The organism is Balneola sp. (assembly GCA_003712055.1).
Taxonomy (GTDB): Bacteria; Bacteroidota; Rhodothermia; order Balneolales; family Balneolaceae; genus RHLJ01.
Map to the genome: position 1 here is coordinate 39,534 of RHLJ01000003.1, position 12,469 is coordinate 52,002.

Genomic DNA, 12,469 nt, shown 5'->3' on the forward strand with positions numbered 1-12,469 from the left:
TAGTTTCAGTCATCAAGGCTTACTTATGGTATGACTAATCATACAAAATTAAGCAAAACTCAGATGCAGGTATTAGAACGGATTGCGAATGGTTTTTCCACATCAGAAATAGCCGAGCAACTAGGTTCAAAACCTAAAACTATTGAAAACCATAGATATAGCATCGCAAAAAAACTTCGCATCAGCGGTAAAAACTGTGTGCTGAAATACGCAATAGAACATAAGAGCGAGCTCCAACCCGACTAATCAAAAACGAACATTATCATGAAACGTTTAATCTTTGTTTCCCTTTTCCTATTTATTTCTGCAACAGAAATTCTGGCCCAAACGGCACCTACTCTCAATATTCAGGGAGTACTTAGAGACGACCAAAATATGGCCGTTTCGGATGGCACCTATCAACTGACTTTTAAATTATATGAAGATCAAACAGGTGGAGCCGAAATTTGGGAAGAAGATCAATCTTTGACCATCACGAATGGAGTATATTCTGCACTTCTTGGGGATGCTACTGATCTCTCTGGTATTGGCTTCAACAGTCAATATTACTTAGGAATTGCTGTTGATGGAGGACTCGAACTAGGCCCCAGAATCCCGCTTTCACTAAGTCCCTATTCTATGGCGGTAGTAGGCAGTGAAAATGTATTCCCTTCAACCGGAGCTGTAGGAATTGGAACTACCTCTCCTGATTCGGAAGCAAAGCTACAGATAGAAGGTGGAGATTTGGTTATTTCCAATGGTGAATTTCATCTATCTGCCAGTAATATCAAACTGGATGACAACTGGATTTCTGGTGACGGTGATGATGAAGGGATTTTTGTGAACGCGAATGGAGAAGTGGGTATTGGAACCACAAATATTGAAGAGGATTTCCAGGTAAATGGAATGTCCCTTTTTGAAGGAGCCACACGATTTGACAAACCGTCTATTCAATCAGGCGGAAACACGTTTGATTATGATATCTGGATTCAAGGAGGTGCGGACACACTTGGCGGGGACTCCAGAAACCTTGCTATTCTTGGAGACGAAACAACCGATCAGCTTCATTTAAACTATGCAGGTGAATATAAAGGAGGGGTTGAAATTGGAGGAAAGACACATGCGGTAGATGGCTTTATTGCTACCAGAGTACCAACTCATAATAGTGGTTCCAGACTTGGTATTGGAAGCCATGGAGGCGAAGGGGGAAATGACAATGTTCAGCCTGGTTATAAATTCGTAGATGACAATGACACTGGGTTATTCTCTCATTCCGATGGGGTAATTAACTTTTTTAATAATGGTTACGAGACAATATGGATTGACCGATTTGGTATAAAATGCGGGCAAGGTCTAGGTTCATGTGGCCTCGAAAACCAATTTAGTGATCGTAGAATCAAGACTGACATACGACCATACTCTTCCTTTGAGGCTTTGGAAAACATTCTGAAATTATCTCCCAAGACGTACCGGTTTAGATTTCTGGACGCCGCGCCCGTTTCTCACGGTTTGATTGCTCAAGAAGTCGAAAAAGTGTTACCTCATGCAGTAACCGATTCCGGTAAAAACAAAACTCTAAGCGATGGAACTGTCATTGAAAATGTAAAAGAGCTGGATTTCGATGCTATAACGTTGGAGTTAGTTCTGGCAATAAAACAACTCAATGAAAAAGTTGATGCACTCGCCAAAGAAAATGAAGAATTAAAAAGCCAACTGGCAAACATAAAAGAGAAAGAAACATCCTCACCGGAAAACAAAACAGATAGGTAGTCACCATAATTCTGAGGATGTCATGAATACCAAATTATTTCCCGGAATAATGCTTTTTCTATCATTGATAGGTTCGTGCCACCTTGAGTTGGTCGCTCAAACCTATAATACAGGAAGAACCACCATCGTAAATGGAGCAACCGGAACCATTAAATCCGGGGAATACAACTCTAGTATTGTAATTGGCGAACCGTTTGTACTTAGTACTAAAGGGCTTAATAATTCTACCAGCACTGGATTATGGGGATTACAACTTAACTCACCTTCTTCACCAAATATAAGTGCCTCGGAAGGAGACTTCTCTGATAAAGTAGAAATCACATGGCAATTGGAAAGCTTGTCTCCTGCCCCGGGTAAGGGGTATCATGTATTTCGTGATGGCAACTTATTGGCAAGGCTCTCCTTTTCTGATACTTCCTATACTGATAGCAATGTAAAAGCAGGTGTATTCTATTTCTACACTATCACCGCCATAAATAACTTCGGGGAAAGTGTACTGGGAAACACTACCGGATTTGTGAATCCAAATGGAGTAATAACAGGAACCATTGAAACTTCAAAAAAGCGACCTGTTTCTGATGTTGAGGTTAGCTTGAGTCCGGTAGTTGGGCGTTCATTAAGCTTTGATGGTTCCGATGATAAGTTAGACGCAGTAAGCAGCGAAGTTAGTACTCTAAATAGTCTTATTGATACCTCTTTTACGTTTTCAATGTGGGTTAACCCGAGCTCGACAGGAACGGATCGCATGTTGGGAGGTGGACAGTTTCAGGATGTATCCGGGGAGTCATATCCCTTTGCTCTGTATACTTCTGGGGATAAATTTGCAGCCTCCCTAACTACCTCTTTCGGTGAACAATTATTAACTGGTACAACAACCTTCATTACTTCTCAGTGGTACCATGTGGTTCTCACTTACAGTACTTCAAAAGGTGTACAATTATTAGTAGATGGAAACATAGAGGCCGATGCTTCTACAAATGGTTCTCTCGAAGAATTCATTTCATTCCTGATTGGAGAAGATATTAATTCAACTTCCGGACTAGCCAGGTGGGATGGGCTTATTGATGAAATACGATTGTGGGATATTCACCGCGATACCACCTCAATCCAAACAGATAAAGACCGAACTATAAGTGGTAAAACCGAGAATTTGATCGGCTATTGGCGTCTTGATGAAGGAACTGGTGATCTTGCATTTGACCTTACTTCCCAAAAAATAAAATTGAATATAGAAGGCGCGTCTTTTTCTACCACACATGCCACCTTACCCGCCAGCGCAATCACTGATTCCTTAGGAAATTATGAAATTGAAGGTATCTTTTATGATACCGGAACTACCTTTGATGTAACTCCAACTAAAGCACTCCACACGTTTACCCCCTCTTTACGAAATGCCACCCTTAGTACCAGTAATACAGGGGTAAATAACGTCGACTTTGAAGATGATTCTCAAATTTCGGTAGAAGGATTTGTAAAGTTTTCTGGTACAGAATGCTTTGAACAGGAAGTAGAAATCCTCGTCAATGGTAATTCAACCATACCAAAAACATTCACGGATAGTAACGGAGAGTTCACTCTTGAATTTGAACCAGGTACCTCCGTAACAATTGGACCTTCAAAAAACGATCATCCGTTTAGTCCCATTAATTATGTAATTGAAAATATAAACGAACCTCTGGCTGGGGTCGAATTTAAAGATAACGACCTGGTAGACCTAAGTATTCATTTTGCCGGTGGTGCTTGTCGCTATCCAATCGGAAAGGCAACTGTGACGGTACGTACATTGGATGGCTGTTTTAGTCAAACCTTTGAAACAGACGCTTCTGGGTTTGCAGTACTAAGAAATATTCCCTCCAATAAATACGAGGTAATTCTTACCCCTGAAGATCCTAATATCACCTTTGATGGTATCGAGATAGATTTGTCAGCAGGCAGTGACACGGTAGAATTTATATACCGAGCTCCTCTCGAGGCTGAAATAGAACTCTTAACGAATACACGCCACGTTAATGATATTCCGGTTTTAAGAATGGCAGCCGAAGGCCAGGATACTACCCTTTTTAAGATGATTCTTAGAGAAGAGTACAAAAACTCCACTACCGGGGCACTTAACTATTGTTATATCGATTCAGGAACTGTAAAAATAGATGACAAAATTGCCCTAAAGGAAACAAATCGCACCATCACTTTTAAGAATCCGGATATCACAAGAAAGGATTCTATGCCTGTTTATAAAATGATTGTAGGACGACCTAATTTCCTGGATGGTGGTGAACGCCCTTACCAAAAAGAGCTTCAAATTACAGGTAAAGACGTAGATGGTCGCGAAGCTACTGGAGAGTTTTGGGCTTATGTACAAGGTCATCAAACCGTGGGAAACTCATTCATTACTACTGCACCTAATCGCCCTCTATTTGTTTTGAGAGACCCTCCCGGAGATAAAAGTTTTTCTGAAATCACAAAGGAGTATACACTTACTTATGCCAATAGCTTTGAGGTTAAACTAGCAGAAGACAGAGAATTTGAAACTGTAGAAGTAGGTGGCATTGATGAGATTGAAGGTGAGGGGGTACTTATTGAAACTCTTGAGCAGGTGCGTGATGAAAACCAGGTAGGCTCTAAAACCACCTATGGAGTTGATTTAAAATCCAGAAAAACAATCACATTTGAAGAGGTATTAAAAACCGATGAATCTGCTGAAAGTGCAGATGGGAAACATGATATCATAGCTGGTGCAGCCCATAATTATAGATATGGTGTTGTTCAATCACTTCGAGTAAATGATGACGGATCGGTTGAAATATCTAAACGTTTAGGAATAGAACCTGACGGGTTTCAGACCTTCTATTATTACACAGTAGGATTTATCGAAGAAGTGCTAATCCCTAACTTAAAACAAACCCCTGACTTTAATGTTAATGTAGATATTCAAAAAGAAGTCGAAAACTGGGAACGCCATTTAGAGTTCCACAATCAATTGACATCCCAGAACTTTCTCGGATTACTGAATATCCCCCAGGTTTTACCGGATCAACTCTTCAAAAATAATATTTCTTTTAGCGCGGGTGCGCCTTATGAGGCAATTGCTGGATACCAATCTGTATCCAGTATCGAATGGGAGGATGAGATTGAAATCAAATCCGAGGTTACGGATGATATTATTACAACAGTTGCGGGATCGGGAGAAGGGTTCAAAACCAAGTTAAAAACTACATACTCGGAAGACTCGGAACGAGAAATAGAGTTTGAAGGTAGTACAGAAACCAGAATAGTCCTTGACGACGCTACTGAAGGTGATGCATTTTCTGTAGATATTGAAACTGATGTACTGGGTTTTCCACTCTATAAATTAAAGGGTGGGCAGTCTACCAATCCGTGGGAAGAAAATACTTCGAAAAGAGATAACGTGTCTTTAACTATGGATTCATATCAGGCTGTGAATGTGCCACCTACTGGGGAAGCGCAATTTACACTTAACATTGGAAATGAAAGCGAAACAGACGAAGAACGGGTATACGAGGTTCGGTTAATTCCTGAATCAAACCCTGATGGAGCAGTATTAAAAGTAGGAGGTAAAGCACTTCCCGCAACGAACTCATTTACCATACCAGCAGGAGAAACTGTGCAGGCATCCTTAACCGTTGAACGTGGTCCTGAGGCCTTTGAATACGACAGTTTGATGTTAATGGCTTACGCTCCCGGGCAGTATGATTTATGGTTATCCACCGAAAACCGACACTTTCTTGATGCTGTAGATACTGTTTTCTTCAATGTTCAGTTTTCAAAAGCTTGCGGAAGTGACGTGGCAATTGCCAATTTTAATAACTTTGTGATTAATCAGTATGATAGCACAGCTTTCCCGGTTCAGGTGTTCGGGTACAATCCTAATGATCCCGACTTTGATCAGCTTCTTTTAGAATATCAACATGCGGGAGAGGACTTCTGGATCATTGCTGATTCAGTGCGCTCTGATAGCATAGGAATCCAGGATTTCTATTTCATGAGTTGGGATTATAATGATCTGGCAGATGGAGCATTTAACTTGCGCGTTAAGTCCGTTTGTGTGGATGGAACCGTTAGCGAAAGCAACCACCTGAATGGAATTATCGACCGATCTTCGCCAACTATTTTTGGAGAGCTAAGCCCAGCGAATAATGGATCCTTAGGTTTTAACCAGGAAATAGCCATCACTTTTAATGAGCGAATTGATACTACAACACTCTTTGTAGATCAGATTCGTCTTTTCAATACAGAAGAAGACCGGGAAATCCCGATGCGATTCAGTACAGATGGATTTACAATAATTCTTACCCCAGAAGAACAAAACCGATTTATTGAAGGAGTACGCCTCAGAGCTGAAATAGACACTCTTGCAGACATTCATGGAAACTGGATTTCGAGCCCAATCGAATGGGAATTTGAAGTAGATCGAAACCCAATTCGATGGAACCAAAAAACTCTAAGTGAAGCTGTGTTCACTGATATTACTACCGTATTCAGCATACCGTTAAGAAATATTGGACAGCAAACCAGTTCCTTCACTCTAACCAACATTCCTGACTGGATAAGTGTTACCCCCGTGGAAGGTGAAATTGGAGCCAATGGTAAGGTCGATATCCAGCTCTCAATAACAGATGAGATAAACTTTGGTCAGTACTTTGATACACTAACCGTCGAAACATCGGAAGGTGATGAACCTCTACAACTGGATATACGTGCACTCCAGCGTCCTCCTATATGGCAGGTTGAACCTCTCGATTTTGAATATCAAATGTCGGTAGTTGGCGAGGTGGTTCTTAAGGGAACTCCATCATCTGATTCTTTTGATATAGTCGCTGCTTTTGTTGATGGAGAATGTAGAGGATTTGCTTCACCTCAACTTGTAGAGGAAACTGGACAATATCTATTGTTCCTGAATTTGTATAGCAATGTTCAAAATGGCGAAGAAATAACCTTCCGGTTGTGGGATGCCGAGGACGCTGAAGAGTATTGGGAGCTTAATGACAGCTTCTCTTTTGAAGCTAATACGGTAATGGGCTCACTTTCTTCACCGATCGAATTTAACTCAGAAGGAGATGTGGCTCAGCATGTTACTTTAAATAAAGGATGGACATGGTTTACCGAACATCTGACTAACACAGAAGAAAAAAGTCAAATCAATAATGCATTAAGTGGCATCTCTTTTGGTGAAGGCGACCGAATAATCAGTCAGTCGAGGTTCGAGTCATGGTCTACTTCCGGCAACCGCTGGGTTCCGGGAAAAATGCAGTTCTCATCTTCTGAGACCTACCACATAAATACCGATTCCGCCAAGACTATCACCTTTATTGGACAGGAAATTGACCCTGATGCCCAAACTATAACTCTTACTCCTGGTAATACCTGGATCGGCTACCCAATTCGAAGAAATGTCCAAATAAATACTGCTCTGGCTAACCTAAATGCAACAGAAGGTTCTGTTATCAGAAATCAAACTCAATTTGCTGAATATCTAGGTGGAAATATAAATCAATGGATTGGTAGTCTTAATCTGCTGAGAGCTGGAGATGGTTTTATCTATACTTCCACTTCTGACGACACCCTTTCTTTCTCTTATAACACTGGATCGACTAACCAAAAAATTCATACCAACTCTGAAAATCAGAGCCCAGTTAAAAACCTGCCTGTTACAAAAGGAATAATTTCTTCCCAATACAGCCAGAAAGAAGCCGTAGAATCCAGACTTAAATGGGAATTAAGTGTATATGAACATCAATACAATATGCCCGTTATTCTTGGTTTTGATGAGATAGAGCTGGATAGTTCGTGGGTTGTAGGTGCATTTATTAATGATGAGATTGCCGGTATTGGTCGCCTCAATTTGATTCCTTTGGTAGGAGAATACCGAAGTTACTTAATGGTGTACCATTCCATCGCAACAGCAGACTCAGTCAGCTTCAAGCTCCTTAATCCAGAGTCTGAAGAAATAATAGGACTCAATAATAAAGTCATCTTCTCGGATACTCATCACACCGGATCTTTACTAGCTCCAGTAAGACAGCGGGCGGTTTTAGATTCTGAAATTCCTACTGAGTTTTCTTTGAGCCAGAATTACCCTAATCCATTTAACCCAAGTACTACCTTAAATGTAAGTTTGCCTATAAAAGCTCACCTCAGCATTGTCATATACAATATTCTAGGACAAAAAGTAGCAACAATAGCTAATGAAGAGCTCCCGGCTGGAATACATTACATACAATGGGATACAAGCGCACTTGGATTGTCTTCCGGGGTTTACTTTGCCGAAATGAAGGCGGATAAATTCACCCAAATAAGAAAAATGACACTCATTAAATAACAGGAAAGCTATGAAGATTCAATTGATAACTTTTTATCTCTGCCTTTCTTTTGTCGCTTTTTTCGGATGTAAAAAAGAATCAGGTGTTTTGGTTTTTGAGGATGATCCTTCCGAATGGAGTATAGACCCCAGCTCCTATCAGCATTATATGAGCGTTGTGGCTTTTGCCTCTTCTTCATCTGATACTTCTGATATTCTTGCTGCTTTTCACGATAATGATCTTCAAGGCTTTACCACAGGTGAAGTACATCAGGGAAGAGTAATCCATTTCTTATTAGTCTATAACAATCAAACTACAGGGAAAATAGGGTTTCGGCTATACCAATCCGGCGAAGACAGAGTCATTGGCTCAGTAGATAGTATATCATTTAATTCCGGAGCTGGATTAGGTACTCCGGATAACCCTTATGAAATTGAGTTCTAGCTATTCTGTATTCGATCTTTAATTTCGTACTTGTCTAACAACTCTCTCATCTTCTTTGAAAAGGCCGTTTGGTAATAAGCAGGCATCCGGTCCGAATGGTCAAAAAACCTGTGATACTTTTCTTCCAGATGTGGGTAATGACGTTTTATAGCTCTCATTACGAGCTGTTTACTATCTGCAAGTCCTGAACCAAACAAAGAAATAGTAGCAGGGAAAATATAGTCCACACCAAGTCTTTTAAAGGTTGAAAAAGCTAATTCAAGTTGTTCAGTGGTGTCTGATATATAGGGAATCAAAGGCATCAAACTAATCCCGGTTGTTAACCCTGAGTTTTTGACTTCTTCCACAGCTTTTAATCTATCTGAAGGAGTTGTTGCTCCCGGTTCGAATATTCTGGCTACCTCATCCTGAAGTGTGGAAAAGGAAAAGGAGACCATCGCACTTCCTTCAAGTTTACCTCCCAAGTCTTCTGGCAGAATAGAGACTCTATTTATCTCCTTGATCAAATCAATATCCCGAACTATGAGATCGGACTTGGTAATCATATGAACCGGAAACCGATACTCTAAAATCACCTCTAACAATTGTCTGGTTAATCCAAGCTCTTCTTCAACTTTCAAATATGGATCGGTAGCGGATGAAAGCACAATAATTCCATACTGTTGCTTCTTAGCCCTTCTTGCCAATTCCTTTTCCAACAATCCAACAGCATTCACTTTAACTGCTAATTTTTTCTCCATGTGTTCGCCATATTTACTACCTCTTATATAGCAGTACAAGCAGTTGAAAGAGCATGCGCTAAATGGATTTAGCGTATAATCGTCCAGAAACCAGGGGTCTCTCCTCTTGGTTTTGTTGAGTATGGTTTTGCTTTCAATTTCTGAGACCATAACTATGCCTGCTTAAGCCAATCTTGATCTTGGTTCTAAACCACGAGCCAACCCCTTTACTGTAAATCTCTTCCTCAAATTTTTGAATGATATCAGGATGGAATTTAGCCGTAGTCTTGGCTGCCCAGCCAATTCCTCTTCTGATATGATGATCTTTTGCTCCAGAAAGGCTGAGCAACACTTTAAAGGCTTCTTCAACTTCTGGCTTGGGGAGTCCCCATTTAATGGCGTTATGACAACCAGATCCAATCGCCCGAACCACCCACTTACTCTCATGGCTTTTTAGCTTCTCGAAAGTATCAATCATTCTTCCCGGATAATTCAGAAAAGCATGTCCAAATACTCTTTCTCCGATGATGTCTGATACATACCAATCCCAGGATTCAGAGATATATTTGATTGCTTTGTTGATAGATTCATCAAAATTCAGTCCAAGTCTGAGCTTAAGAATGGTGCCTATAAGTACATTTTCTCCAATGGTCTGTGACCCTGTAAGCTTTTCACAGATTTCCAGATGTTCCTCAGGCTTTACTCTATGTACTATTTCTTGTCCGCAATATTCAAGAAGTGGAAATTTTACTTTATAGCTTAAAATCCTTTGATGAATGGCTGCCGCAAAAGAGTCAATACCTCCTGCTTCTAATGAAGAAAAGCATTCTTCAAGTTCTCTTTTGATTTCAGATTTTCTCGATATTTCTTCCAAGAGGTGTTCTTTTAGTACCTTTTCTTCTCCATGAAGAATGTAATGAATTAAATAGTGATGAAAACTTTCCAAAAAGAATTCAGGCTTACAGCAAAACCTCGAGGCTTCCATTTAATCACTCGGGAAGTTTTGGATCATCTGCCTGAACTAAAAGAGATCGACACCGGAATAGCTCATATTTTTATTCAACATACCAGTGCCAGCTTAACAATCAATGAAAATGCTGACCCAACCGTTAGAGAAGACTTTGAAACGCATTTCAGGAGAGCTGTACCTGAGGATATGAGCCTATACCAACATACCTATGAAGGAGCTGATGATATGACGTCACATATAAAAAGCTCTATTCTTGGCTCTTCCGTTTCTATTCCAATTACCAATGGACGTTTCAATCTTGGAACCTGGCAGGGAGTTTATTTATGTGAGCATCGGATTCATGGTGGAAGCAGAAAACTGGTAGTAACATTAATGGGAGTCTAAAAGAGGTTATCGATGGCTTATAAACAACTAAAACTATGGTTTGACGGAGAACTGGCTACTCTTTTGGGGAATAAGATCATTGAAGCAGGACATTCTATTGATGTAGCTGCTTTTTCGACATCTATCGATGAACAGGTTCAGCCTTTAGAGCTAAAAGACCGGGTAGAAGTGATAGCCGATGAACTGGATAGCTTTTTGGGAAAGAGCTATCTGAGAAACCTCACTGTTCTGCTTTCTATTCTCGGACCTGAAAATGAAGAAGAAACCGGGATGTTCGCCAATTTTTACTGGGTGATGCCCATTGCCAAATTCATTGAGAAGTACGGACTAGATAACTTTGAAGAATCCATGAATGGTATTAAAGAAATCACCAAAAGAAATACCGGTGAATACACCATTCGGCCATATATAGAGAAATACCCTGAAAGAACCATCGAGGTGATGGAAGAATGGTCTAAGGATTCCAACTTTCATGTTCGACGGCTTGCAAGCGAAGGAGGTAGACCACGTTTGCCATGGGCACCAAAGCTTGATCAATTTATAGATGATCCAAGCCCGCTGCTACCTATTCTTGAAAACCTGAAAGATGACACGAAGAAATATATACAGAAATCAGTGGCGAATTGCCTGAATGATATTTTGAAGGACAATCCTGAGATCGCAAAAGCTATAATTGAAAACTGGAAAAAAGATGCGACCAAAGAAAGAGCTTGGATCATTAAACACGCTCTACGCAATCTTCTAAAAAAAGAAGATGCATGGGCGTTATTGATAGTAAAGTAATATGAATTCGGGATAAGAAGCTTATGAAACTTCACCGTTTCTTAGTCATTCCCGAGGAGGCGGGAATCTAGATTTAGCTTTTACAAGCAGAACTTACTTTTGATCTGAATCCAAATTCCGGCTTTCGCCCGCCTTCCAAAGTCTCATACGGAGGGAAGGCTGCGGAATGACGCATTCTGGCGTTTAAAGAGCCTCGTTTCCTGGACTTCTATTAAAACAAAAAGTAGGCTTCCCAGTCAGAGAATACCTACATAGCTATAGGAAATTATCCCTAAAAAATTAGCCCTTCTCTATGCTAAAAATCAGTGTATCACTACTAAACGAAGTGAATATTCCCAATCCGTTTTCAACATTTGAAGGAGGCTCTGATAAATTCCTGGAATCCTGATCTCCCGATTCATACAGATCCACATATTCCTGATTTACATGATATAGAACCACCTGATATCTCCCGTAATGGGTTAGCGTAAATGGGATCACATTGAATACATCCAGATTGGTGGGCTCTATTTCAAAACTCAAATTTCGTTCGTTATCTCCAAAATCGATAGTAACTATCTCCTCGGGATCGCTCTCTATATTCTCTACTCTGGCGAAATAGTAGTTTCCTTCCGGGTTATCCCAATAGATTTCAATGTTTGGTATTTCTGTTCGCTCAAATAAATCCTGGAGTTCATTGATTTGTTCAATTTCAATTCTTGGATCAGATACCGATAAACCCTGTGGTTTCTCTGGTACCGTTGTGCTTGAAACTATTCGCTCCCCGAAATATTCAAAGGAAAGTACGTATGTATTTCCATCTATAATTTGAAGGTCGTTGCCTTCGTAAAGATAGGCACCTGATTCATTACCATCAGGGCTAAGTAAATAACTCGTATCATTCCATTCGATAAGAACATTTGCATCATTGATGGAAAAATCTTCCTCCTCTTCAGAAATAAATGGAATAAGTCGGCTTATATGTATTGAATTGACCGGGTTTCCTGAATAGATAAATCCTTCTACCACCACTTCTTCAGTAACTGATAGATTTACCGTCCCATCAGAACACGAAGTCAGGGTAATCATGGCAGCAATTAAGAGTGCTCTTGATTTCATTATGC

9 protein-coding genes are annotated in these 12,469 nt (G+C 40.3%); 6 read left to right on the top strand and 3 right to left on the bottom strand.

Annotation, left to right across the window (positions count from 1 at the left end; translation table 11 throughout):
- The first annotated feature begins 30 nt into the window (after nucleotides 1–30).
- From ED557_07595 to ED557_07610, 4 genes are read left to right on the top strand one after another with little or no spacing between them, the layout of a single operon-like run.
- Nucleotides 31–246, top strand: coding sequence for a LuxR family transcriptional regulator (locus ED557_07595; protein RNC83641.1), 216 nt, complete (start codon nucleotides 31–33; stop codon nucleotides 244–246).
- Nucleotides 247–264: 18 nt separating this feature from the next.
- Nucleotides 265–1,749: a tail fiber domain-containing protein gene (locus ED557_07600; protein ID RNC83642.1), complete on the top strand. Its 1,485-nt coding sequence runs from the start codon at nucleotides 265–267 to the stop codon at nucleotides 1,747–1,749.
- 22 nt (nucleotides 1,750–1,771) lie between these two features.
- Nucleotides 1,772–8,086 (top strand): T9SS C-terminal target domain-containing protein, encoded by a 6,315-nt coding sequence (locus ED557_07605; GenBank protein RNC83643.1) that lies wholly within the window; start codon nucleotides 1,772–1,774, stop codon nucleotides 8,084–8,086.
- A gap of 10 nt (nucleotides 8,087–8,096) precedes the next feature.
- Nucleotides 8,097–8,510, top strand: coding sequence for a hypothetical protein (locus ED557_07610; GenBank protein RNC83644.1), 414 nt, complete (start codon nucleotides 8,097–8,099; stop codon nucleotides 8,508–8,510).
- Here the strand turns inward: ED557_07610 and ED557_07615 are convergent.
- A complete protein-coding gene (locus tag ED557_07615) occupies nucleotides 8,507–9,400 on the bottom strand; it encodes a radical SAM protein (GenBank protein ID RNC83645.1) in 894 nt (297 codons plus the stop codon). The genes ED557_07610 and ED557_07615 overlap by 4 nt on opposite strands.
- Nucleotides 9,384–10,214, bottom strand: a complete 831-nt coding sequence (locus ED557_07620) for a DNA alkylation repair protein (protein RNC83646.1) — start codon at nucleotides 10,212–10,214, stop codon at nucleotides 9,384–9,386. The genes ED557_07615 and ED557_07620 overlap by 17 nt, the downstream gene beginning before the upstream one ends.
- Between ED557_07620 and ED557_07625 the strand changes: the two genes are divergently transcribed.
- The gene (locus ED557_07625; protein ID RNC83647.1) at nucleotides 10,161–10,583 is read left to right on the top strand and encodes a YjbQ family protein; all 423 of its coding nucleotides are present in this window, start codon (nucleotides 10,161–10,163) and stop codon (nucleotides 10,581–10,583) included. The genes ED557_07620 and ED557_07625 overlap by 54 nt on opposite strands.
- A 12-nt stretch (nucleotides 10,584–10,595) precedes the next feature.
- Nucleotides 10,596–11,366 carry a 3-methyladenine DNA glycosylase gene (locus ED557_07630; GenBank protein ID RNC83648.1) on the top strand — a complete coding sequence of 257 codons (771 nt, stop codon included), beginning with the start codon at nucleotides 10,596–10,598 and terminating at the stop codon, nucleotides 11,364–11,366.
- 279 nt (nucleotides 11,367–11,645) lie between these two features.
- Here the strand turns inward: ED557_07630 and ED557_07635 are convergent, their stop codons facing one another.
- A complete protein-coding gene (locus tag ED557_07635) occupies nucleotides 11,646–12,464 on the bottom strand; it encodes a DUF4249 family protein (protein RNC83649.1) in 819 nt (272 codons plus the stop codon).
- Nucleotides 12,465–12,469 lie beyond the last annotated feature (5 nt).

What these genes read in the sequence shown, in the direction of transcription:
- ED557_07595 (RNC83641.1), top strand. Translation starts at nt 31, where the DNA reads ATGACTAATCATACAAAATTAAGCAAAACTCAGATGCAGGTATTAGAA.
- ED557_07600 (RNC83642.1), top strand. Translation starts at nt 265, where the DNA reads ATGAAACGTTTAATCTTTGTTTCCCTTTTCCTATTTATTTCTGCAACA.
- ED557_07605 (RNC83643.1), top strand. Translation starts at nt 1,772, where the DNA reads ATGAATACCAAATTATTTCCCGGAATAATGCTTTTTCTATCATTGATA.
- ED557_07610 (RNC83644.1), top strand. Translation starts at nt 8,097, where the DNA reads ATGAAGATTCAATTGATAACTTTTTATCTCTGCCTTTCTTTTGTCGCT.
- ED557_07615 (RNC83645.1), bottom strand. Translation starts at nt 9,400, where the DNA reads ATGGTCTCAGAAATTGAAAGCAAAACCATACTCAACAAAACCAAGAGG.
- ED557_07625 (RNC83647.1), top strand. Translation starts at nt 10,161, where the DNA reads ATGAAAACTTTCCAAAAAGAATTCAGGCTTACAGCAAAACCTCGAGGC.
- ED557_07620 (RNC83646.1), bottom strand. Translation starts at nt 10,214, where the DNA reads ATGGAAGCCTCGAGGTTTTGCTGTAAGCCTGAATTCTTTTTGGAAAGT.
- ED557_07630 (RNC83648.1), top strand. Translation starts at nt 10,596, where the DNA reads ATGGCTTATAAACAACTAAAACTATGGTTTGACGGAGAACTGGCTACT.
- ED557_07635 (RNC83649.1), bottom strand. Translation starts at nt 12,464, where the DNA reads ATGAAATCAAGAGCACTCTTAATTGCTGCCATGATTACCCTGACTTCG.